20 protein-coding genes are annotated in these 22259 nt (G+C 61.8%); 14 read left to right on the top strand and 6 right to left on the bottom strand.

Annotation, left to right across the window (positions count from 1 at the left end; translation table 11 throughout):
- The first annotated feature begins 10 nt into the window (after positions 1–10).
- The gene (locus ACZ92H_RS24105; protein ID WP_131375682.1) at positions 11–1207 is read left to right on the top strand and encodes a GGDEF domain-containing protein; all 1197 of its coding nucleotides are present in this window, start codon (positions 11–13) and stop codon (positions 1205–1207) included.
- Here the strand turns inward: ACZ92H_RS24105 and ACZ92H_RS24100 are convergent, their stop codons facing one another.
- Positions 1208–3187 carry a cation:proton antiporter domain-containing protein gene (locus ACZ92H_RS24100; RefSeq protein WP_465051264.1) on the bottom strand — a complete coding sequence of 660 codons (1980 nt, stop codon included), beginning with the start codon at positions 3185–3187 and terminating at the stop codon, positions 1208–1210.
- Between the two features lie 108 nt (positions 3188–3295).
- Here ACZ92H_RS24100 and ACZ92H_RS24095 point away from each other — a divergent pair, with 108 nt between their 5' ends.
- The 8 genes from ACZ92H_RS24095 to ACZ92H_RS24060 all read left to right on the top strand — a co-directional run bounded on the left by ACZ92H_RS24095 (position 3296) and on the right by ACZ92H_RS24060 (position 10017).
- Positions 3296–4306: a KpsF/GutQ family sugar-phosphate isomerase gene (locus ACZ92H_RS24095; protein WP_131375686.1), complete on the top strand. Its 1011-nt coding sequence runs from the start codon at positions 3296–3298 to the stop codon at positions 4304–4306.
- Positions 4306–4839 carry a KdsC family phosphatase gene (locus tag ACZ92H_RS24090; protein ID WP_092801940.1) on the top strand — a complete coding sequence of 178 codons (534 nt, stop codon included), beginning with the start codon at positions 4306–4308 and terminating at the stop codon, positions 4837–4839. The genes ACZ92H_RS24095 and ACZ92H_RS24090 overlap by 1 nt, the downstream gene beginning before the upstream one ends.
- A gap of 44 nt (positions 4840–4883) precedes the next feature.
- On the top strand, positions 4884–5495 hold the full coding sequence (lptC, locus tag ACZ92H_RS24085; protein ID WP_465051265.1) for an LPS export ABC transporter periplasmic protein LptC: 612 nt from the start codon (positions 4884–4886) through the stop codon (positions 5493–5495).
- 25 nt (positions 5496–5520) lie between these two features.
- Positions 5521–6102, top strand: coding sequence for a lipopolysaccharide transport periplasmic protein LptA (lptA, locus tag ACZ92H_RS24080; protein WP_131375698.1), 582 nt, complete (start codon positions 5521–5523; stop codon positions 6100–6102).
- Positions 6102–6857 (top strand): LPS export ABC transporter ATP-binding protein, encoded by a 756-nt coding sequence (gene lptB / locus ACZ92H_RS24075; RefSeq protein WP_131375700.1) that lies wholly within the window; start codon positions 6102–6104, stop codon positions 6855–6857. The genes lptA and lptB overlap by 1 nt, the downstream gene beginning before the upstream one ends.
- A 4-nt stretch (positions 6858–6861) precedes the next feature.
- Complete coding sequence (locus tag ACZ92H_RS24070) at positions 6862–8340, top strand: RNA polymerase factor sigma-54 (protein WP_465051266.1); 1479 nt, start codon at positions 6862–6864, stop codon at positions 8338–8340.
- A 70-nt stretch (positions 8341–8410) separates the two neighbouring features.
- The gene (gene hpf, locus ACZ92H_RS24065; protein ID WP_131375704.1) at positions 8411–8770 is read left to right on the top strand and encodes a ribosome hibernation-promoting factor, HPF/YfiA family; all 360 of its coding nucleotides are present in this window, start codon (positions 8411–8413) and stop codon (positions 8768–8770) included.
- Positions 8771–8925: 155 nt separating this feature from the next.
- Positions 8926–10017, top strand: a complete 1092-nt coding sequence (locus tag ACZ92H_RS24060) for an enoyl-CoA hydratase/isomerase family protein (protein ID WP_131376056.1) — start codon at positions 8926–8928, stop codon at positions 10015–10017.
- Here the strand turns inward: ACZ92H_RS24060 and rapZ are convergent.
- From rapZ to ilvA, 5 genes are all read right to left on the bottom strand, one after another.
- Complete coding sequence (gene rapZ, locus ACZ92H_RS24055) at positions 10014–10877, bottom strand: RNase adapter RapZ (RefSeq protein ID WP_131375706.1); 864 nt, start codon at positions 10875–10877, stop codon at positions 10014–10016. The genes ACZ92H_RS24060 and rapZ overlap by 4 nt on opposite strands.
- A 707-nt stretch (positions 10878–11584) precedes the next feature.
- Positions 11585–12520, bottom strand: coding sequence for an HPr(Ser) kinase/phosphatase (gene hprK / locus ACZ92H_RS24050; protein WP_034753337.1), 936 nt, complete (start codon positions 12518–12520; stop codon positions 11585–11587).
- A gap of 36 nt (positions 12521–12556) precedes the next feature.
- On the bottom strand, positions 12557–13039 hold the full coding sequence (locus ACZ92H_RS24045) for a PTS sugar transporter subunit IIA (RefSeq protein WP_071079718.1): 483 nt from the start codon (positions 13037–13039) through the stop codon (positions 12557–12559).
- Between the two features lie 343 nt (positions 13040–13382).
- Positions 13383–14225 (bottom strand): NADPH-dependent 7-cyano-7-deazaguanine reductase QueF, encoded by an 843-nt coding sequence (queF, locus tag ACZ92H_RS24040; protein WP_465051267.1) that lies wholly within the window; start codon positions 14223–14225, stop codon positions 13383–13385.
- Between the two features lie 157 nt (positions 14226–14382).
- Complete coding sequence (gene ilvA, locus ACZ92H_RS24035) at positions 14383–15918, bottom strand: threonine ammonia-lyase, biosynthetic (RefSeq protein WP_465051268.1); 1536 nt, start codon at positions 15916–15918, stop codon at positions 14383–14385.
- A gap of 201 nt (positions 15919–16119) precedes the next feature.
- Between ilvA and ACZ92H_RS24030 the strand changes: the two genes are divergently transcribed.
- The 5 genes from ACZ92H_RS24030 to ACZ92H_RS24010 all read left to right on the top strand — a co-directional run bounded on the left by ACZ92H_RS24030 (position 16120) and on the right by ACZ92H_RS24010 (position 22258).
- A complete protein-coding gene (locus tag ACZ92H_RS24030; RefSeq protein ID WP_465051269.1) occupies positions 16120–16611 on the top strand; it encodes a YqaA family protein in 492 nt (163 codons plus the stop codon).
- Between the two features lie 258 nt (positions 16612–16869).
- The gene (locus ACZ92H_RS24025; protein WP_465051270.1) at positions 16870–20910 is read left to right on the top strand and encodes a DUF3683 domain-containing protein; all 4041 of its coding nucleotides are present in this window, start codon (positions 16870–16872) and stop codon (positions 20908–20910) included.
- Positions 20907–21356 carry an HIT family protein gene (locus ACZ92H_RS24020; protein ID WP_465051271.1) on the top strand — a complete coding sequence of 150 codons (450 nt, stop codon included), beginning with the start codon at positions 20907–20909 and terminating at the stop codon, positions 21354–21356. The genes ACZ92H_RS24025 and ACZ92H_RS24020 overlap by 4 nt, the downstream gene beginning before the upstream one ends.
- Positions 21357–21365: 9 nt before the next feature.
- Positions 21366–21815 carry a gamma-butyrobetaine hydroxylase family protein gene (locus tag ACZ92H_RS24015; protein ID WP_465051272.1) on the top strand — a complete coding sequence of 150 codons (450 nt, stop codon included), beginning with the start codon at positions 21366–21368 and terminating at the stop codon, positions 21813–21815.
- A gap of 98 nt (positions 21816–21913) precedes the next feature.
- Complete coding sequence (locus ACZ92H_RS24010; protein ID WP_465051273.1) at positions 21914–22258, top strand: YciI family protein; 345 nt, start codon at positions 21914–21916, stop codon at positions 22256–22258.
- Position 22259: the final 1 nt, after the last annotated feature.

The raw sequence follows: 22259 nt of genomic DNA, 5'->3' as shown, positions 1-22259 counted from the left end.
TAAGGTTTCTATGAATCAAGCAATACCGCCAGAGCCAGGTCAGCCGGGGCGCGATGCCGCCGCGCCGGAGCAGCGCATTGCCAGTCTCGAAGCCGAGAACCAGGCCTTGCGCGCGCGCATGGCTTTCTTGCTGGAGCAAGTCGAACGCAACCACGACATCATGTGCCGCCACCAGGCATTCGACCTGGAAATCGTCGGCGCATCCACGTTTCCCGAGCTGATCGGCACCATCTTCCGCACCTTGCCCGTGATTTCCGACCTCGATGGCGTCACCCTGAGCCTGCTGGACGAGGACGACGATATCGTGCTGGTGATGGAAAAGCTGGGCGTCGATTTCAGCGCCTTTCCGCAGTTGCTCTTCGTGCATGAAGTGGCGCAGCTGGGCTTTGCGCCGCCGCTGCCCGCAGCCGAGGGCGAGCCGGCCTTGCCGCCGCTTCCATTGCTGGGACAGTTCGATGCGGCCGTGCATGGTCCCCGGTTTCCGCAGATCGACGCGCCCTTGCGCAGCGTGGCGCTGGTGCCCTTGCTGCGCAACAAGCGCCTGATCGGCAGCCTGAACCTGGCCAGCAGCGACGTGACGCGTTTTACGCCCGTGCTGGGCACGGATTTCATCAAGCACATGGCGTCCATCATCGCCATCTGCCTGGAAAACGTGATCAGCAATGAAATGCTGAAATACATCGGTCTCACCGATTCGCTGACGGGCGTCTACAACCGCCGCTATATCGACCGGCGCCTGCTGGAAGAGATCGCCCGCGCGCGGCGGCAGAATTATTGCATTTCATGCATGTACATCGATATCGACCACTTTAAATCGGTCAATGACACGCATGGCCACCAGGGCGGCGACGAAGTGCTGCGCGAAGTGGCCACGCGCATCCGCAAGGAATTGCGCCGTTCCGATGCGCTGGGGCGCTTCGGCGGGGAGGAATTCGTCGTGCTGCTGATCGATGCCGACCTCGACAGCGCCACGTTCGTGGCCGAGCGCATCCGCGCCAGCATCGCCGGCACCATGTTCGACTTGCCTGGCAGCGCGCAAGCGTGGGTCAGCGTGTCCATCGGCGTGGCCAGCCTGGCGGCGGATGCGGCGCTGCTGCCCATCGAAACGGTGGCGCAGCAACTGGTGGCGCACGCCGACCAGGCCCTGTACCAGGCCAAGGCGGCGGGCCGCAACCAGGTCGTCAGCTGGCAGGCGCAGGTCGGGTAATTATTTTAATAATAATGTTTCTGCTTTTGCCACGGCATCGGCCGTGCCGCGCAGCACCACCACGTCGCCGCTGGCCAGCTGTGTCTCGGGCGTGATTTCCAGGCGCCCGCGGCCGCGGCGGATGGCCGTCACAAACGCGCCGCAGCCGGCCACGTCGATCGTACTCAGAGGCAAGCCCACGCAGTGCGCATCGTCGCCCACGGTCACGGTATGCAGGCGCTCCAGTTCGGCATCGTCGCCGGCGTCGCTGCTGCCATGGAAATAGCCGCGCAGCGAGGCGTAGCGCTCCTCGCGCGCGGCCTGCACGCGATGCACCACGCGGCGCAGGGGCACGCCCATCATGATCAGCGCGTGCGAGGCGAGCATCAGGCTGCCTTCCATCAATTCCGGCACCACTTCGGCCGCGCCCGCCTTCTTCAACTGGTCGAGGTCGCTGTCGTCATGGCTGCGCACGATGACGGGCAAGGTGGGCGCCATATCATTGAGCAAGTGCAATAAGCGCAGCGCCGACGGCGTGTTCGCATACGTGATGACGACGGCGCTGGCCCGGTAGATGCCGGCCGCCACCAGGCTTTCGCGCCGCCCCGCGTCGCCATACGATACGTGCGCGCCGGCCAGCTGCGCTTCCTGCACCCGTTCCGGGTCCAGGTCCAGCGCGTGGTATTCGATTTTTTCTTCCGCCAGCAGGGTGGCCAGGCTTTGCCCGCTGCGGCCGAAGCCGGCGATCAGCACGTGTTTTTGCGAGGCCATGGTGCGCGTGGCGATCTTCGTGAGCGCCAGCGACTGCATCATCCAGTCGTTGGCGGCCAGTTTCATGACGATGGCGTCGGACTTGGCGATGAGGAAAGGCGCCACCAGCATCGACAGCACCATCGACGCCAGCACCACCTGCACGACGAACGGGTCCATCAGCTTGATGCCGCCGGCCAGGTTCAGCAGCACGAAGCCGAACTCGCCCGCCTGCGCCAGTCCCAGTCCCGTGCGCAGGGCTACGCCATTGCTCGAACCAAACAGCCGTGCCAGGCCCGCGATCAGGGCAAATTTCAGCAGCACGGGGCCGCACAGCAGCAGCAAGACCAGCCACCAGTTGTCGAGCACCACGCGGATATTGAGCAGCATGCCGACGGTGATGAAGAACAGGCCCAGCAGCACGTCGCGGAAGGGCTTGATATCCTCTTCCACCTGGTGCTTGAATTCCGTCTCGGAAATGAGCATGCCGGCCACAAATGCGCCCAGGGCCAGCGACAGCCCGGCCCGTTCCGTGATCCACGCGGCCCCCAGGGTGATGAGCAGCAGGTTGAGCATGAACAGCTCTTGCGAACGGCGCTTGGCAACGATGGTCAGCCAGCCGCGCACCATCTTCTGGCCGAGGAACAGCAGCAAAATGAGGACGACTAGCGCCTTGCCGCCGGCCCAGGCCAGGGTTTCGGCCAGGTTGTCCGAATCGCGCGTGAGGGCGGGGATGAGGATCAGCAGCGGCACCACGGCCAGGTCCTGGAACAGCAGGATGCCGATGATCTTGCGGCCGTGTTCGCTTTCCAGCTCCAGCCGCTCCGTGAGCATTTTCGAGACGATGGCCGTCGACGACATGGCCAGCGCGCCGCCCAGGGCGAACGCGGCTTGCCAGCTCAGGTGGATGTAGGCGGACAGGTAGCGCCCGACGAACCAGCCGAAGACGACGGTGGCGACGATGGTGGTGACGACCTGCGCCATGCCAAGGCCGAAGACGATGCGCCGCATGGCGAGAAACTTGGGAAGGGAAAACTCGAGCCCGATGGAAAACATCAGGAAGACGACGCCGAATTCGGCAAGGGTGTGGCTGGCCTCGTTTTCCGCCGCCAGGCCCAGCGCGTGGGGACCGATGACGATGCCGACGGCCAGGTAGCCCAGCATGGGCGGCAAATGCAACATTCTGAAAGCGACCACGCCCAGCACGGCGCTGCCGAGTAACATCAGGGTCAGTTCAAGCGAGGAAAACATGGGTTGCCCGGGGAGCTCAGGTGAAATCGTTGTTTGTTGTGACTGGCAAGTTTTTTGCTTTCCTAATTCGTTTATACTTTGGGCATGAGTGTAACCCATGAAAAAACAATGCTGAAAGCTTTTGATCGAATTGACATGCAAGCCACGGCCGAGCGCGCTGTCGCGCTGGCCCGCACCACCTTGCAGATTGAGTCCGACGCCATCGTTGCGCTGCATGCGCGCCTGGCCACGGACGACAGCGTCGGCCGCGCCGTGGCGTTGTTGCTGCAATGCAAGGGCCGTGTCGTCGTCTCCGGCATCGGCAAATCCGGCCATATCGCGCGCAAGATTGCCGCCACCCTCGCGTCCACCGGCACGCCGGCCCTGTTCGTGCATCCGGCCGAAGCGGCCCATGGCGACCTGGGCATGGTCACATCGGACGATGCCTTTATTGCCATCTCGTACTCCGGCGAATCATCGGAACTGATGGCCATCATGCCTGTCGTCAAGCGCATGGGCGGCGTGCTGATTTCCATGACGGGCAAGCCGAACTCCAGCCTGGCCCAGCTGGCCGACGTGCATCTGGATATTTCTGTTGAAAAAGAAGCCTGTCCGCTGAACCTGGCGCCGACGGCCAGCACCACCGTGACCCTGGCCCTGGGCGACGCGATTGCCGTGGCCTTGCTGGACTTGCGCGGTTTCAAGGAAGAAGATTTTGCCCGTTCGCATCCGGGCGGCGCCCTGGGCCGCCGCCTGCTGACGCACGTGCACGACGTCATGCGCAGCGGCGAACAGGTGCCGAAGGTGCCGGTGGACGCGTCGCTGCTGCAGGCGCTGGAAGAAATGACGAAGAAGGGCATGGGCATGACGGCCGTCGTCGACGCGGACAACCGTCCCGTGGGCGTGTTTACGGATGGCGACTTGCGCCGCATGTTCGAGCGCGTGCAGGATTTCACGAAAGTGGCGATCCGCGACGTCATGCATGCGCAGCCGCGCAGCATTGCGCCCGAGCGCCTGGCCGTCGATGCCGTGGCCGTGATGGAGCAGTACCGCATCAACCAGATGCTGGTGGTCGATGCCGACGGCAAGCTGGTCGGCGCCCTGCATATCCATGACCTGACGCAAGCGAAGGTGATCTGATGGACAGCGTGGCGGACAACCTGGCGCGCGCGGCCAAGGTCAAACTGATGATCTTTGATGTCGACGGCGTGCTCACCGATGGCAGCCTGCATTTCGGCCCGGACGGCGAGATGATGAAAACGTTTAATGTGTATGATGGCCTGGGCATCAAGCTGCTGCAGGAATCGGGCGTGCAGACGGCCATCATCAGCGCGCGCCGCTCGCCCATCACGGCGCGCCGCGCGCAAGACCTGGGCTTTACCCATGTGCACCAGGGCGGCCATGACAAGCTGACGCCGTTCCGCGAACTGCTGGCGCTGACGGGCTTGACGGAAGAGCAGTGCGGCTATATCGGCGACGACGTCATCGATGCCCCCATCCTGCGCCGCGTCGGCTTCGCCGTGAGCGTGCCCGGCGGGCGGCCGGAAGTGCAGGCCATGGCGCATTACGTGACGCAGGCCGGCGGCGGGCGTGGCGCGGCGCGCGAGATCTGCGAATTCCTGCTGCGCGCCCAGGACAACTATGCGCGCGTCATGGCGCCGTTCCTGGAGTGAGGCGCGCGCCTTGCCGCCAGTGTCATTGGAGAGAGTGAAGCACTATGCAAAAGCCAGGAGGCGCCCATCGCTGGCGCATCATCTTTACCGTGCTGGGCGCGGTTGTCGTCGCGCTGGGCAGCTTTTGGCTGCTCGAGGTGATGAACAAGAATGCCCAGGATATCAATGCCAGCAAGAGTGTGAACGAGCCCGACTATTTCATTACCAATTTCAGCCTGGTGCGCATGGACTTGACGGGCAAGCCCAGCTATATCGTGTCGGGCACCAAGCTCACGCATTACCCGCTTGACGATTCGTCCGATATCGACCAGCCGTTCGTGCGCAAGCTGACGCCCGACATGCCGCCGATGAACATGAACGCGGAACTGGCGCATATCGACCAGAACAATACCCGGCTGCAGCTGCACCGCCAGGTCGTGGTCGACCGCGTGGCCAGTCCGAAGGCGCAGAACCTGACCCTGAAGACGGAAGCGCTGACGGTATACCCGGATGAAGAACGGATGGAAACGGATGTCCCTGTCGACATCCTGACGGGCGCCTCGCGCATCCATGGCGTGGGCATGAAGGCGAATAACGCGACCGGCGTGGTGGAAGTGCACAATGCCCTGCGCATCGTGCTGCCGCCGAAACCACGGCCAGGTGCCGCGGCCAAATGACAGAATGAAACAAGGAAACCATAATATGAAAAACATCTTGCTGCTGACCCTATTTTCGCTGGCCGTCATGGGCACGGCGCATGCCGAAAAGGCCGATTCCGAGAAGGAAGCCGTCATCACGGCCCAGCGCGGCCAGGTCGATGACGTCAAGCAGACGCGCACCCTGACGGGCGACGTGGTGCTGGTGAAAGGCACCTTGACCATGAAGGCGGGCCGGGCCCTGATCACGGAAGATCCGCAGGGCTACCAGTTCATCACCTTCTGGGCCGATCCGGGCAAGCTGGCCACGTTCCGCCAGAAGCGCGATGGCGCGGGCGACCTGTGGGTGGAAGGCGAAGCGGAGCGCGTGGAATACGACAACAAGACGGAAGTGGTGAAACTGTTTTCCAAGGCCAAGCTGACGCGCCTGGAAGGCACGAAACCGACGGACGTGGCCAACGGCGCCTTCATTTCGTATGACAGCCGCAAGGAAGTGTTTACGATGGAAAACTCCGACAGCGGCACCAGCACCCCGGGCGCCGGCAGCGTGCGCATGGTGATCCAGCCGAAGACCAAGGCCCCAGCGGCGGAGAAGGCGCCAGCGACGCCTGCGCCAGGAAAGAAATAATGGAAAATACACGTTGCGGCAGCACCCTGATCGTTCGCGGGCTGCAGAAAACCTATGGCAAGCGGCAAGTCGTGCATGATGTGTCGCTGCAAGTCGAATGCGGCGAAGTGGTGGGCCTGCTGGGCCCCAACGGCGCCGGCAAGACCACCTCGTTCTACATGATCGTCGGCCTGGTGCCGTCCGACGGCGGCACCATCGATATCAGCGGCGTGGACATTTCCAGCCTGCCGATCCACCGCCGCGCGCAGATGGGCCTGTCCTACCTGCCGCAGGAAGCGTCCGTGTTCCGCAAGCTGACGGTGGAAGACAATATCCGCGCCGTGCTGGAAATCCAGACCGTCGAAGGGCGTCCCCTGAAGAAGGCCGAGATCGAAGAGCGCCTGGACAAGCTGCTGGCCGACTTGCAGATTGAAAAGCTGCGCGAGAACCAGGCGCTGTCCCTGTCCGGTGGCGAACGCCGCCGCGTGGAAATCGCCCGCGCGCTGGCCACCGACCCGCGCTTCGTGCTGCTCGACGAACCGTTCGCCGGCGTCGATCCGATTGCCGTGATCGAGATCCAGCGCATCGTGCGCTTCTTGAAGGAGCGCAATATCGGCGTGCTGATCACCGATCATAATGTGCGCGAGACGCTGGGTATCTGCGACCGTGCCTACATCATCAACCAGGGCTCGGTGCTGGCGTCGGGACGCCCCGACGACATCATCGCGAACGAGTCGGTACGCCGGGTCTATCTGGGCGAACACTTCCGTATGTGAGCCAATGAAACAATCATTGCAGCTGCGCACCTCGCAGCACCTGGCACTGACGCCTCAGTTGCAGCAATCGATACGCCTGTTGCAATTGTCTACCCTGGAATTGCACCAGGAACTCGAGCAACTGTTGACGGACAATCCCCTGCTCGAACGGCTCGACGATCCGCTCGACCGTTCGCTGCGGCTGCTTTCCGATGGCGCCCTCAGTTCCACGGCGGCACCGGCCGAAGCGCCGCCCCAGCCGCCGGGCCAGGACGCGCCGGTGGCGCCGGCCGAAGCCGAGACGTTTGACGGCGAGGGCGGCGACGCCCCGGCCGCCATGGATGGCGCCGACAGCGACTGGAGCGAGGCGAGCCGCGGCAAGGCGCCCGACGACGAGGATTCGCGTCCGCAGCTGGAAGCCCACCACTGCACCCTGCGCGAGCACCTGATGGAACAGATGCGCGTGACGGTGCTGGAATTGCGCGACCGCGCGCTCGTCGAACTGATCATCGATGCGCTCGACGACAATGGCTACCTGGAAGAGCCGCTCGACGACATCCTGGCGCGCCTGCCGGAAGAGCTGGAGATCGATGCCGACGAGCTGCGCACGGCCTTGTCCCTGCTGCAAAGCTTCGACCCGCCCGGCGTGGGCGCGCGCAACGCGTCCGAGTGCCTGGCGCTGCAGATCAGGCGTTTGCCGCACATCGCCATGGTGACGCGCCGCATGGCCCTCGTCATCGTGGAAAAACACCTGGCCTGGTTTGCCCAGCGCGATTTCAACAAGCTGAAAAAAGCCCTCGATTGCGACGACGAAGACTTGCGCGAGGCGCAGACGGTGATCCGCCTGTGCAACCCGCATCCGGGCGCCGTGTTTGCCTCGGACGTGTCCGATTACGTGGTGCCCGACGTCGTCGTCAAGCGCGCGCGCAGTGGCTGGCAGGTGACGCTGAACAACGACGTCATGCCGCGCCTGCGCGTCAACGCCATGTACGCCAATTTGTTGAAGCAGGGCAAGGGCGAAGGGGCCATGGGCGCACAGTTGCAGGAAGCCAAGTGGCTGATCAAAAACATGCGCCAGCGCTTCGACACCATCCTGCGCGTGGCACAGGCGATAGTAGAACGACAAAAGAATTTTTTCTCGCATGGGGCCGTTGCCATGCGTCCCCTTGTGCTCCGTGAAATAGCTGATACACTGGGTTTACACGAGAGTACTATCTCGCGGGTAACAACTCAAAAGTACATGCTGACCCCGCACGGCATGTTCGAGTTGAAATATTTCTTTGGTAGCCATGTCGCCACCGAAGCGGGGGGCGAAGCGTCATCGACGGCGATACGGGCATTGATCGTGCAACTGACAGGAGCTGAAGACCCTAAAAATCCTTTATCCGACAGTAAGATTGCGGACATGCTGGGGGAACAAGGCATGGTGATTGCGCGACGTACTGTTGCCAAATACCGGGAAGCATTGAAAATTCCGCCAGTGAGTCTGCGTAAGTGTTTGTAAGTTTTTTTCGGTTCCTCTGCGGGCCGGATACGATGGACCGCACGAACCCGAATCATCTTTAGGAGTGTGTATGAATCTCACCATCAGCGGACATCATCTTGAAGTGACACCAGCCATCCGTGAATACGTACAAGCGAAACTGGAGCGTGTGAAGCGTCATTTCGATCAAGTCATCGATATTGCCGTGATTCTGACCGTCGACAACCTCAAAGAGAAAGAAAAACGTCAAAAGGCCGAAGTCAACCTGCGTCTGAGCGGCAAGACCGTCTACGTGGAAAGCCTGGCGCAAGACCTGTATGCCGCGATCGATACCCTGATCGACAAGCTGGACCGGCAAGTGATGAAGTACAAAACCAAAGTGCAAGGGCACGGTAAAGAGGCGATCAAGCATCTGCCAGACAACTCGGATGAAGAAGTCGCCGCCGTCTAAACGGCCTGCCACTGTCAACCGGTTGTGATCAACTAAGGGCGCGCCTACCGCGCCCTTTTTTGCGCCCGTCGCCCGCGTCGGGCAGGGCCACGGGAACGCAATATTGCACCCGAAGGCGCTAGAATGTTGCCATGCCCACTACTTTCCATCCTGCCATGAGCGACTTCGTCCAGACTGCCATCCGCAACCGTACCGGCCACATCGTGCTGGACCGCCCGAAAGCCTTGAATTCCCTGTCGCTGGAGATGGTGCGGGCCCTCAGCGCCACCCTGCTGGCCTGGCGCGACGATCCGCAGGTAGACGCCGTGGTGATCCGCTCCAGCAGCGACAAGGCCCTGTGTGCGGGCGGCGACATCCGCTTCTTTTACGATGCGGGCTTGTCTACGCCGCAAGGCGGCAGCGCACTGCTGGAAGATTTTTTTACTGAAGAATATGCATTAAATCATTTAATTCATTTCTATCCAAAACCGTATATCGCCATCATGGATGGCGTGGTGATGGGCGGCGGCATGGGCGTGGCGCAAGCCGGTCCCGGCAACCAGCTGCGCATCGTGACGGGCCGCACGCGCATGGCCATGCCGGAAGTCAATATCGGCCTGTTTCCCGACGTGGGCGGCAGTTATTTCCTGTCCCGCCTGGCGGGCCAGCTGGGCTTGTACCTGGGCTTGACGGGTTTGACCATCGGCGCGGCCGATGCCTTGTACACGGGCCTGGCCGACGTGTACCTGCCTGAAGCGCAGATGCCCGCGCTGCTGGCCCTGTTCGAGACGACGCAGGGCGAAGCCTTGCCCGTCGCCATCAAGGCCCTGGCGGCCCCGTTCCAGGCGCAGGCGGGCGATTCCGCGCTGGCCGCGGCGCGCACGGCGCTGGACCGCCACTTCGGCGCCGGCAACGTGGCCGCCATCATGGCCTCGCTGGCGCAGGACGACAGCGCGTTTGCCGGCAAGGCGCTGGCGGCCATGCGCTTGCGCTCGCCGCTGATGATGTCGGTGACGCAGGAGCTGCTGCGGCGCGGCGCGCATCTGGGCGTGGCCGATTGCCTGCGCATGGAACGCACTGTGGTGCGCCACAATTTCGAACATGGCGAAGTGCTCGAAGGCGTGCGCGCGCTGGTGGTCGACAAGGACAATGCGCCGCGCTGGAATCCCGCCAGCCTGGACGAGGTCGACGCAGCCATGGTGGCGCGCTTCTTTGCGCCCGTCTGGCCGGCACAGGCGCACCCGCTGCGCGACCTGGATAGGCCCTAAGCCCGTTCGCGGTGGCGCAGCACGACTCTTTCGTTGGCGCTGAAATACTGCGTCAGCCGTTCTGCCATGTACACGGACCGGTGCTGGCCGCCCGTGCAGCCGAGCGCCACCGTCAGGTAGCTGCGGTTGTCGGACTTGAATGATGGCAACCATTTTTCGATGAAGGCGCGGATGTCGGCCAGCATTTCCAGCGCGCTGGGCTGGGCATCGAGGAAGGCGATCACGGGGGCGTCGCGTCCGTCGAGCGGGCGCAGCGCCAGGTCGTAATAGGGATTGGGCAAGGCCCTTACATCGAAGACGAAATCGGCGTCGAGCGGCACGCCCAGCTTGAAGGCGAACGATTCGAAGAACAGGGTCAGCGGCGCGCGCTCGGAGGCGACGATATCCTTGATCCAGCTGCGCAGCTTGTTGGCGCTCAGCTCCGAGGTATCGATCACATGGCCCAGCTGTTCGATGGCCGACAGGCGTTCGCGCTCTTCCGAAATGCACTCGATCAGGGTGCGGCGGCTGGCCGGATTCTGGTTCGGACGCAATTCATGCGACAGCGGATGGCTGCGCCGCGTCTCCGAAAAACGCGCCACCAGCGCATGCGTGGTGGCCGTCAGGAACATGACTTTGACATCGTGCCCCTGGTCGCGCAGCAGCGCCACATTGTGCGGCAAATTGGCCAGCGATTCGGCGCTGCGCGCATCGACGGCGACGGCCAGTTGCGGCGCGCCTTCATCGAGCAGGGTTTGCACCAGGCTGGGCAGCAAGCCTGGCGGGAGGTTGTCGACGCAGTAGTAGCCGGTATCTTCCAGCACATTGAGTGCGACGGATTTGCCGGAGCCGGATATTCCGGTAATAAGGACGATATGCATACGACGATCATACAATAAAGGCCGACGCTCTGCCTCCAAGGCAATTATCTTTACAAATTATTGCAATTCGATATGTTGTATTGCTTGGACGAACGAGGGGGCAGCATGGGGTGCGCAGAGCACTGCCGCGTCTCTGCGCAACGGCTCGCCCATGCATGGGCGAACTCCTTGGCAACATTAATCGCCACTCATGGCGAGTCGTTGGTGTAGCAGGGAATTCACGCAGCACTGCTGCGTGCCTGCGCAACGGTTCGCCCATGCATGGGCGAACTCCTTGGCAACATTAATCGCCACTCATGGCGAGTCGTTGGTGTAGCAGGGAAGTCACGCAGCATTGCTGCGTGCCTGCGCAACGGTTCGCCCATGCATGGGCGAACTCCTTGGCAACATTAATCGCCACTCATGGCGAGTCGTTGGTGTAGCAGGGAATTCACGCAGCACTGCTGCGTGCCTGCGCAACGGTTCGCCCATGCATGGGCGAACTCCTTGGCAACATTAATCGCCACTCATGGCGAGTCGTTGGTGTAGCAGGGAATTCACGCAGCACTGCTGCGTGCCTGCGTAACGGTTCGCCCATGCATGGGCGAACTCCTTGGCAACATTAATCGCCACTCATGGCGAGTCGTTGGTGAAGCAGGGAATTCACGCAGCACTGCTGCGTGCCTGCGTAACGGTTCGCCCATGCATGGGCGAACTCCTTGGCAACATTAATCGCCACTCATGGCGAGTCGTTGCCGCTCCATGAACTCCTGCAAGGTATCGATGCCGCGCAGTTGCAGGATGGTGTTGCGCACGGCCGCTTCCAGCAGCACGGCGATGTTGCGGCCGGCGGCGACGGGGATGACGACCTTGCGTACGGGCAAGCCGAGCACATCTTCCGTGGGGAACAGGAAAGGCAGGCGTTCCACTTCTTCTTCCAGCGCATTGCGGCGCACCAGGTGCACGATCAGCTTCAAACGCATCTTGCGGCGCACGGCCGTTTCGCCAAAGATGGCCTTGATGTCGAGCAAGCCCAGTCCCCGCACTTCCAGCAGGTTTTGCAGCAGGGGCGGGCAGCGGCCTTCGATCATGTTGGGCGCGATGCGCGAGAATTCGACGGCGTCGTCGGCCACCAGGCCGTGGCTGCGCGAGATCAGTTCCAGCCCCAGTTCGCTCTTGCCCAGGCCCGAATCGCCCGTGATCAGCACGCCCACGCCCAGCACGTCCATGAAGACGCCATGCATGATGATGCGCTGCGCCAGTTTTTTCGACAGGTAGACGCGCAGGAAGTCGATCACTTGCGCGGCCGGCAGCGGGGTGGAGAACAGGGGAATGTTTTGCTCGTCGCAGATGGCGAGGATGTCGGGCGGCGTTTCCAGGCCTTGCGCGATGATCAGCGCGGGCGGGCCGCCGGCGATCAGTTCGCCGATCACGTGGGTGCGCGTATTGACCTTCAGGCGCTGGTAGTAATTGATTTCCTGGTGGCCGAAGACCTGGATGCGGCCCGGGTGGATCAGGTTCAAGTGGCCCACCTGGTCGGCGGCCGACGAGACATCGCCGGAGATCAGGCGCTCGCCGCCCGGGAAGCCGGCGAACCAGCCCAGTTGCAGACTTTCACGATTATCGTCGTACAGGCGTTGGATCGTCAGCGGCGTTTGCAACATGGCAGTCTTCTTCAGGAGTGGAGGAATACCTGAAGTTTAACCCGCCGCTTGAAGACTAGGTTGCCAATTGACGATGCGCGAATGCACGGATTTCGGTTCCGGATCCGTGGCCAGTGCCGTGCGGAAAGCATCGTCAGAAAACATTTCGGCGATTTCCGAGAGGATTTCCAGATGTTGCTGCGTGACATGATCTGGAATCAGCAGGAAAAACAGCAGGTTCACGGGCTTGCCATCGGGCGACTCGAATGGAATCGGCTCGGCCAGGCGCACGAAGGCACCCAGCGGTGCTTTCAGCGTCTTGCTGCCCTTGACTCGGCCATGCGGCACGGCCACGCCGTGGCCCAGGCCTGTCGAACCCAGGCGCTCACGGGCAAACAGATTGTCCGACACGGTGGAGCGGGCGATGCCGTAGTTGTTTTCGAAGATCAGGCCGGCTTGCTCGAAAGCGCGCTTTTTGCTGGAGACTTCCAGGTCCAGGAGGACGTTTTCGAGGGATAGTATTTTGCTAAGATTAGTCATGACACTCAATGAAATGGTGCAATGCGCAGAGGGCTTGCGAGCCGAATTATAGGCCTGTTTCAGCGGCCTGTAACGCCAATTCTCAACAGTATACGCCCGCTCCGGGCGCAGTGGGCGCTACGGCCCTTGTTGCCTTCATTTTAACAAAAAAATAACACCAGGGGATATCGGCTATTTCTTGATTAAAAATGCCAGCGATACCGCTTTTTACGTCGCCGATCGCTGATTTTCCGACTTTTCAGTGTTTTTGTGATGCCACAGAGCACGATGACAACGTTGTTTTAAAACACAGTCAACATTCCTGTGGGCACTTTCGTCGCGACGTCTGCTCTTGCCGCCGCGCTTACTGGCGCGCGTTGCGCAGATTGCTGGGCAGGCCACCGGTGCTGTAGTTGCTGCGCCATGGATTGATATCGAGGCCGCCGCGGCGCGTGTAGCGCGCATACACGGACAGTTTTTGCGGCTTGCACTGACGCAAGATATCCACAAAGATGCGTTCCACGCATTGCTCGTGGAATTCATTGTGTTCGCGGAAACCGATGAGGTAGCGCAGCAGGCTTTCCTGGTCGATCTGCGGTCCCGCATACTCGATCTGCACGCTGCCCCAGTCTGGCTGGCCCGTCACCAGGCAATTCGACTTGAGCAGGTGCGAGACGAGTTTTTCTTCCACGGGCGCTTCGTCCAGCGCCGCCTTCAAGAGCAGAGGCGACGGCGTGTATTGGGTGATTTCCAGGTCCAGGCGGTCGAGCAGCACGCCGTCGAATTCGCCCATTTTCAGCTTGCCGAAATTTTCCTGCAAGGTCAGTTCCACTTGCACGGGCGCACCGAAGCCGTTGGACAAGTCCTGTTTCAGCAGGGCCAGCAGCGCTTCCGGGCTTTCCAGTCTGGTCTGGTTGAACGAATTCAGGTACAGCTTGAATGACTTCGATTCGATGATGTTGGGCGAATCGGCCGGCGCGCTGACCTTGGCGATGGCCACCTGCGGCTTGCCGCGCTGGTTCAGCCACGACAGTTCGTAGGCATTCCAGATATCGAGGCCAAAGAAGGGCAGGGTGCCGCGCAATTCCAGCTCGTCGCGCTTGCCCTGGCGCGGAATGGGAAACAGCAGTTCCGGCGCGTAATCGGTGCGGTAGGCGGAGCTTTTGCCCAGCGGGGATTGTTCGGCAAGGTCGTTGGTGGTGGTCATGGTGGCGTGGCTACAAATTCTGTGAAGGGTGAATGGTAGCCTATTTCAAGCCAACGGCAAGGACTGGGGTAGGACGGGCACGCCGGGTCCCTGCCGGTGGAATGCGTCCCGGTGGGGCGCATTCCGCATTCCGATGCCGAAGGAACCGCTCTTCTGATTACCCGAGGAACAATTTATAGACGGGATTGCTCGTCTCATCCCAATACCGGTACCCCAGCGTATCGAGGAAGCGGGCGAATTCACCCATTTCATCGGGCGGCACTTGCAGGCCGATCAGGATGCGGCCGACGTCGCCGCCCTGGCTGCGGTAATGGCACAGGGAAATATTCCAGTTCGGCGCCATGCTGTCGAGGAAGCGCATCAGCGCGCCCGGACGCTCGGGGAATTCGAAGCGGTACAGCAGCTCGTCCTGCGCCAGGCGGCTCTTGCCGCCCACCAGGTGGCGGATGTGCGACTTGGCCAGTTCGTCGTGCGTCAGGTCCAGGGTCCTGAACTCGTTTTCCTCGAAAGTCTTCGCCAGCACGCTCGACTCATGCCGGTCAGCGATCTGGATGCCGACAAACACGTGCGCTTCTTTCTCGTCGCTGATGCGGTAATTGAATTCCGTCACGTTGCGCGCGCCGATGAGCGAGCAGAAACGCTTGAAGCTGCCCCGCTGTTCGCGCATGGTGACGGCAAACACGGCTTCGCGGAATTCGCCCAGCTCGGCCCGTTCCGCGACGAAGCGCAGACGGTCGAAATTCATGTTCGCGCCGCTGGCGATGGTGATCAATGTTTCATGGTTGACGGGGTGCTTCGACAGGCTGGCCCGTTCCACATAGGCCTTGGCGCCGGCGATGGCCAGCGCGCCGGACGGCTCCAGGATGCTGCGCGTATCCGTAAATACATCCTTGATGGCGGCGCAGATGGCGTCCGTGTCGACGGTGATGATTTCATCCACATAGGCCTGCACCAAGCGGAAGGTTTCCTCGCCAGCCAGGCGCACGGCCGTGCCGTCGGCGAACAGGCCCACGTCGTTCAGCGTGACGCGCTCGCCCGCCTTCAGCGAGCGGGCCATGGCGTTCGAATCGACGCTTTGCACGCCGATGATCTTGATGTCCGGGCGAATCTGTTTCACGTAGGCGGCAATGCCGGCGATCAGGCCGCCGCCGCCGATGGGGGCGAAGATGGCGTGGATGGGACCGGCGTGCTGGCGCAGGATTTCCATGCCGATGGTGCCCTGGCCGGCGATCACGTCCGGATCGTCGAACGGGTGCACGAAGGTCAGCTTCTGCTCTTTTTCCAGGGTCAGCGCATGGTTGTAGGCATCCGTGTACGACTCGCCGTGCAGCACCACTTCCACGTTCACGCCGCCGCGTCCCTTGACCGCCTCGACCTTCACTTGCGGCGTGGTGGTGGGCATGACGATGATGGCGCGGCATCCCATGCGGGCGGCGGACAGGGCCACGCCCTGGGCATGGTTGCCGGCCGAGGCGCAAATCACGCCGCGCTTGCGGTCCGCTTCGCTGAGCTTGGACATCTTGTTGTAGGCGCCACGAATCTTGAAGCTGAACACGCTTTGCATGTCTTCGCGCTTGAAGTAAATCTGGTTGTTCAGGCGCTGCGACAGGGCAGGGGCCAGTTCCAGCGGCGTTTCGGAGGCAACGTCATAGACGCGGGCGGTCAGGATTTTCTTGAGGTAGTCGATGTTCATAGTCTGCAAGCAAGTGATTCTGGGCCAGAAAGGCTCTGGAGCGTGTCGGTCGATATCGGCGGTGCCGCGGCGGATAGCCAGGCGACAATAATGCTCTGTGGAACTGCGGGCGGGTATGCCCATGCCGGCAGGCGCGGTTTGTGCGGCGCCCAAGCTGCTCTTCATTATAATGGAGAGCCTTACCGCATCGCGAAGTGTTCAATGATCGAATCCGCAATCGCCTGGTTGCTGCAATTGATTGCAGCACCGGAAGTCGGGCTGACCTCGGTCTTTCTGATCAGCTTTATTTCCGCCACCTTGCTGCCGCTGGGCTCGGAGCCAGCCGTCTTTGCCGTCATCAAGGCCAATCCCGCGCTGTTCTGGTCCGTCATCTTTGTCGCCACCCTGGGCAATACCCTGGGCGGCGTGGTCGACTACTGGATGGGCTATCGCGCCAAGCAGGCGTTCGCCAAGGAGCGCGACACGCGCTGGTTCCGCTGGCTGGCCCGCTATGGCGCCAAGACCATGCTGCTGGCCTGGCTGCCCGTCGTGGGCGACCCCCTGTGCACCCTGGCCGGCTGGCTCAAGCTGCCGTTCTGGCCCAGCGTTGCCTACATGGCCGTCGGCAAGTGCGCGCGCTACCTGACCATGACGGCCCTGCTGCTCTACGTGCCCGATGGTTTCTGGCACTGGGTGGGCAAGTTGCTGGCCTGAACGGGGCCGTCTGCAACGCTGATTTGCCCCATTTTTGGGCAGGCTGATAGTTTGCAGCCGAGTCCGATTCTTGGCATTTTTGCGCGAAAAAGACAAATAGCCTGATTTTTTATTCATGCAAAATGTGGCTTGGCCATATTTGCTATGGTTGCACCGGCCCCGCTTAAACCTTGGGCGGCATAAGGCTGTTCCCGCATGGTGCGGCGCAATAAGATAAAATGGGCCTTTAGGGTCCAGTCCACATCGTCACCACACTCAATGAACGCTCCCGCACATATCCAAGCTTTACTGGCAGAAACGCCGAATGGTCCCGCAGCAAGCCGCCTGCGCGAAATCCCGTATAACTACACGTCGTTTTCCGATCGCGAGATCGTCATACGCCTGTTGGGAGAGGACTCCTGGCGCCTGCTCGACGAGCTGCGCGGTGCCCGTCAGACGGGCCGCTCCGCCCGCATGCTGTACGAAGTGCTGGGCGATATCTGGGTCGTGCGCCGCAACCCGTACCTGCAGGATGATTTGCTCGACAATCCGAAGCGGCGCCAGGGCTTGATCGACGCCTTGCATCACCGCCTGGCCGAAGTCGACAAGCGCCGCCTCTCCATCGATGCGGCGGGCGGCGACGCGCTGGCGGCCGGCGAAACGCCGGAAGTGGCGCAGGCGCGCAGCCATAACGTGGAATTGCTGCTGAAGGCCGCCAGCAAGGCCGTGGCCGATTTTGGCGACGAATTCCGCAAGACTTACGACTTGCGCAAGCGCACCGTCAAGGTACTGGGCCGCTACACGGAAAAGCACAATGTGCGCTTCGACGGCATGACGCGCGTCTCCCACGTGACGGATGCCACCGACTGGCGCGTGGAATACCCGTTTGTCGTGCTCACGCCCGACACGGAAGAGGAAATGGCCGGCCTCGTCAAAGGCTGTATCGAGCTGGGACTGACCATCATCCCGCGCGGCGGCGGCACCGGCTACACGGGCGGCGCGATTCCATTGACGCCGATGTCGGCCGTCATCAACACGGAAAAACTCATCACCCTGGGCGCCGTCGAAATGACGGTCTTGCCGGGATTGAGCCACGAATACGCGACCATCAATTCGGGCGCCGGCGTGATCACGAATAAAGTGTCGGAAGCGGCGGAAAAGGCCGGTTTCGTGTTTGCCGTCGACCCCACCTCGGCGCACGCCTCGTGCATCGGTGGCAACGTCGCCATGAATGCGGGCGGCAAGAAAGCCGTGCTGTGGGGCACGGCGCTGGACAACCTGGCCTCATGGCGCATGGTGGACCCGAACGGCGACTGGCTCGACGTCACGCGCCTGGACCATAACCTGGGCAAGATCCACGATATCGCGCTGGCACGTTTCCAGCTGGAATGGCGCCACCCGAGCACGCGCGATGTCACCAAGCCGAACGCGCCGTTCAAGACGGAAATCTTGGAAATTCCTGGCCGCAAGTTCCGCAAGGAAGGCCTGGGCAAGGACGTGACGGACAAATTTCTCGCCGGCTTGCCGGGCATCCAGAAAGAGGGTTGCGACGGCCTCATCACGTCGGCGCGCTGGATCTTGCACAAGATGCCGAAATTCGCCCGCACCGTTTGCCTGGAATTCTTCGGCCAGGCGCGCGATGCCATCCCGTCGATCGTGGAAATCAAGGATTACCTGGACGGCTTGCCGGCCAAGGGCGAGCAATACACCAGCATCCGCCTGGCGGGACTGGAGCATCTGGACGAGCGCTACCTGCGCGCCGTCGGCTACGCCACCAAGTCGAAACGGGGCGTGCTGCCGAAGATGGCCCTGTTTGGCGACATCGTCGGCGACGATGAAAACGCCGTCGCGCAAGCGGCGTCGGAAGTGGTGCGCATCGCCAATACCCGCGTGGGCGAAGGCTTTGTTGCCGTCAGCCCGGAAGCGCGCAAGAAATTCTGGCTCGACCGTGCCCGCACGGCGGCGATCGCCAAGCACACGAACGCGTTCAAGATCAATGAGGACGTCGTGATCCCGCTCAACCGCATGGGCGAATATACGGATGGCATCGAACGCATCAATATCGAGCTGTCGATCAAGAACAAGCTGCAGCTGGCCGAAGCCCTCAGCGACTTCTTTGCCAAGGGTAATTTGCCGATCGGCAAGAGCGACGACGCCTCGGACGACCGCGTCGACGACGCGGAAATGCTGGGCGACCGGGCTGAGCAGGCGCAGCAGCTGCTGGCGCAAGTGACGGCCCGCTGGACCTATCTGCTGGCCCAGTTGGACCGTCCTTTGGCGGATGCCAAGCACGAGCTGGCCGAACTGGGCATGGAGCGCTTGCTGCCCGTCTTCGACGCGCGCCTGGAAACCCAGCCAAACGCCACCCTGTTCGACGTAGTGCAGGACCGCACGGTGCGCATTACCTGGAAGCAAGAGATTCGCGCCCAGCTGCGCCAGATTTTCAATGGCGCCGCGTTCAAACTGATCCTCGACGAAGCGACGGCGATTCACGCGCGCATCTTGCGCAGCCGCGTGTTCGTGGCCCTGCACATGCATGCGGGCGATGGCAACGTGCACACCAACTTGCCCGTCAACTCGGACAATTACGCCATGCTGCAGGATGCCCACGAAGCCGTGGGCCGCATCATGATACTGGCCCGCTCGCTCAATGGCGTCATTTCCGGCGAACACGGCATCGGCATCACCAAGCTGGAATTCTTGACGGAAGAAGAGATCGGCGACTTCCGCAGCTACAAGCAGCGCATCGACCCGGAAGGCCGCTTCAACAAGGGGAAACTGCTGAACCTGCCAGGCATGGGCGCCGACTTGCGCAATGCCTATACGCCATCGTTCGGCCTGATGGGGCACGAGTCCTTGATCATGCAGCAAAGCGATATCGGTGCCATCGCCGACAGCGTCAAGGATTGCTTGCGCTGCGGCAAGTGCAAGCCCGTGTGCTCGACCCACGTGCCGCGCGCGAACTTGCTGTACTCGCCACGCGACAAGATCTTGGCGACCTCGTCCCTGATCGAAGCCTTCCTGTACGAAGAACAGACGCGCCGTGGCATTTCCATCAAGCACTGGGAAGAGTTCGAGGATGTGGCCGACCACTGCACGGTCTGCCATAAATGTGTCACGCCTTGCCCCGTGAATATCGACTTCGGCGACGTGTCGATGAACATGCGCAACTTGCTGCGCAAGATGGACAAGAAGAGCTTCAATCCTGGCACCAAGGCCACGATGATGTTCCTCAACGCCACCGATCCCGTGACCATCAACGCCACGCGCCAGGTCATGATCGGCTGGGGCTACAAGGCGCAGCGCCTGGGCCACGACTTGCTGAAGAAATTTGCCAAGAAGCAGACCAAGGCGCCGCCGCCATCGACGGGCAAGCCGCCCGTCAAGGCGCAGGTGATCCACTTCATCAATAAAAAGATGCCGGGCAACCTGCCGAAGAAATCGGCGCGCGCGCTGCTCGATATCGAGGACGACAAGGTCATCCCGATCATCCGCAATCCGAAGACGACCACGGCCGATACGGAAGCCGTGTTCTATTTCCCCGGTTGCGGTTCGGAGCGCCTGTTCTCGCAAGTGGGCCTGGCCACGCAAGCGATGCTGTGGGAAGTGGGCGTGCAGACGGTCTTGCCGCCGGGCTACCTGTGCTGCGGTTATCCGCAGCGGGGCGCGGGCGAGTTCGACAAGGCCGAGAAGATGATGACGGACAACCGCGTGCTGTTCCACCGCATGGCCAACACGCTCAATTACCTGGATATCAAGACGGTGCTCGTCTCGTGCGGCACGTGCTACGACCAGCTGGCGACATACCAGTTTGAAAAGATTTTCCCCGGCTGCCGCATCATGGATATCCATGAGTATCTGCTGGAAAAACAGGTCAAGCTGGAAGGCGTGAACGGCACCCGTTACATGTACCACGAGCCATGCCACAATCCGATGAAGCTGCAGGAATCGGGCAAGACCATCAACTCGTTGATCAGCACGGTGGACAACGTGAAGATCGAGAAGAATGACCGTTGCTGCGGCGAATCGGGTTCGCTGGCCGTCACGCGTCCCGACATTTCCACGCAAGTGCGTTTCCGCAAGGAAGAAGAGATGGTCAAGGGCGCCGACAAGCTGCGCGGCGACGGGTTTACCGGCGACGTCAAGATTCTCACCAGCTGCCCGTCGTGCCTGCAAGGTCTGTCGCGCTACAATGACGATTCGGGCACGACGGCCGACTACATCGTCGTCGAGATCGCCAAACACTTGCTGGGAGAAAACTGGATGCCGGATTACGTGAAACGCGCCAATGACGGCGGCATCGAACGGGTGCTGGTGTGAGTTCCACCTGCGATCTGTGCGGCTTGCTGGACGGCTACGCCAACAAGCAGGGTCTGGAGACCTTGCTGTGGCGCAGCGACCGGCTGTCCGTGGTGGCCGTCGACGACCCCGCGTATCCCGGCTTTTGCCGCGTGATCTGGAACAAGCACGTCAAGGAAATGACGGATCTCACGCCGGGCGAGCGCAACTACGTCATGGAAGTCGTGTGGCAAGTCGAACTGGCCGTGCGCGAAGTGATGCAGCCGGAAAAGGTCAACGTGGCCAGTTTCGGCAACATGACGCCGCACGTGCACTGGCACGTGATTCCCCGCTACCGCGACGATGCGCATTTTCCCAGCCCAAGCTGGGCCGTGGTGCAGCGCGAGACGGCGCCCGAGGTGCTGGCCGCGCGCCGCGCCCTGCTGCCGGCCTTGCGCGCCGCCATTATTCAACGCTTATCCGCATAAAGTATTGTCATGACTGAAAAAACAGCAACCCCGCAACCCACCGGCTTGACCGTGCACAACCAGTCGCGCGTGCTCGACGTGGCCTTCGACGATGGCAGCGAATTTGCCTTGCCGTTTGAATACCTGCGCGTGTACTCGCCATCGGCTGAAGTGCAGGGCCATGGCAAGGGCCAGGAAACCTTGCAGTTAGGAAAGCGCCTCGTCGGCATCACGGGCATCGAGCCCGTCGGCAACTACGCCGTGCAGCCCACCTTCAGCGATGGCCACAACTCCGGCCTGTACACCTGGGCCTACCTGTACAAGCTGGGCGCGGAGAAAGACAAGCTGTGGCAGGCTTACCTGGGCCAGCTGGCGGCGGCCGGCTATCCGGGCGACAGCGGCCGCGACGCCAAGGCCGACATGACGGTCAAGCAATCGTCAGGCCACGTCCACGGACCCAGCTGCGGGCACAAACATTAAGCCAAAAAAATAATGCGGTAATCTTGTCGGATTGCCGCCGCCCCGTTCGTCGTATGGATGCCCGCGCTTGCGGGCATTTTTCTTTTGGAGAAGAGACCATGGAATACCTGATCCTGATCTACGCCGATGAATCCCGCTATGACACCCTGCCGGAAGGACAGATGGCCAGCCTGATGGCCGACTTTGCCAGCTATACGCAGGCGCTGGAGGCCGCCGGCGTGCTGCGCGGCGGCGCCGAACTGGCGCCCGTGGGCAGCGCCACCTGCGTGCGCGTACAGAACGGCAAGCCTGTCATCACGGATGGGCCATTCGCGGAAACCAAGGAGCAGCTGGGCGGCTACTACCTGCTGGACTGCGCCAACCTGGACGAGGCGCTGTCCTGGGCCGGGCGTTGTCCTGCGGCATTCCTGGGCACCATCGAAGTGCGGCCCGTCACGGCGTGAG

The sequence above is a fragment of the Janthinobacterium foliorum genome (assembly GCF_978021625.1).
The sequence above is the reverse complement of the archived record's forward strand: the minus strand, read 5'-3'. Positions and strand labels throughout refer to the sequence as shown.

Coding starts and splice junctions, on each gene's coding strand:
- ACZ92H_RS24070 (WP_465051266.1), top strand. CDS start 6,862: ATGAAACAATCATTGCAGCTGCGCACCTCGCAGCACCTGGCACTGACG.
- ACZ92H_RS24105 (WP_131375682.1), top strand. CDS start 11: ATGAATCAAGCAATACCGCCAGAGCCAGGTCAGCCGGGGCGCGATGCC.
- ACZ92H_RS24010 (WP_465051273.1), top strand. CDS start 21,914: ATGGAATACCTGATCCTGATCTACGCCGATGAATCCCGCTATGACACC.
- rapZ (WP_131375706.1), bottom strand. CDS start 10,877: ATGCATATCGTCCTTATTACCGGAATATCCGGCTCCGGCAAATCCGTC.
- ACZ92H_RS24025 (WP_465051270.1), top strand. CDS start 16,870: ATGAACGCTCCCGCACATATCCAAGCTTTACTGGCAGAAACGCCGAAT.
- ACZ92H_RS24015 (WP_465051272.1), top strand. CDS start 21,366: ATGACTGAAAAAACAGCAACCCCGCAACCCACCGGCTTGACCGTGCAC.
- ACZ92H_RS24095 (WP_131375686.1), top strand. CDS start 3,296: ATGCTGAAAGCTTTTGATCGAATTGACATGCAAGCCACGGCCGAGCGC.
- lptA (WP_131375698.1), top strand. CDS start 5,521: ATGAAAAACATCTTGCTGCTGACCCTATTTTCGCTGGCCGTCATGGGC.
- ACZ92H_RS24060 (WP_131376056.1), top strand. CDS start 8,926: ATGAGCGACTTCGTCCAGACTGCCATCCGCAACCGTACCGGCCACATC.
- ACZ92H_RS24090 (WP_092801940.1), top strand. CDS start 4,306: ATGGACAGCGTGGCGGACAACCTGGCGCGCGCGGCCAAGGTCAAACTG.
- queF (WP_465051267.1), bottom strand. CDS start 14,225: ATGACCACCACCAACGACCTTGCCGAACAATCCCCGCTGGGCAAAAGC.
- ACZ92H_RS24100 (WP_465051264.1), bottom strand. CDS start 3,187: ATGTTTTCCTCGCTTGAACTGACCCTGATGTTACTCGGCAGCGCCGTG.
- ACZ92H_RS24045 (WP_071079718.1), bottom strand. CDS start 13,039: ATGACTAATCTTAGCAAAATACTATCCCTCGAAAACGTCCTCCTGGAC.
- ilvA (WP_465051268.1), bottom strand. CDS start 15,918: ATGAACATCGACTACCTCAAGAAAATCCTGACCGCCCGCGTCTATGAC.
- hpf (WP_131375704.1), top strand. CDS start 8,411: ATGAATCTCACCATCAGCGGACATCATCTTGAAGTGACACCAGCCATC.
- lptB (WP_131375700.1), top strand. CDS start 6,102: ATGGAAAATACACGTTGCGGCAGCACCCTGATCGTTCGCGGGCTGCAG.
- lptC (WP_465051265.1), top strand. CDS start 4,884: ATGCAAAAGCCAGGAGGCGCCCATCGCTGGCGCATCATCTTTACCGTG.
- ACZ92H_RS24030 (WP_465051269.1), top strand. CDS start 16,120: ATGATCGAATCCGCAATCGCCTGGTTGCTGCAATTGATTGCAGCACCG.
- hprK (WP_034753337.1), bottom strand. CDS start 12,520: ATGTTGCAAACGCCGCTGACGATCCAACGCCTGTACGACGATAATCGT.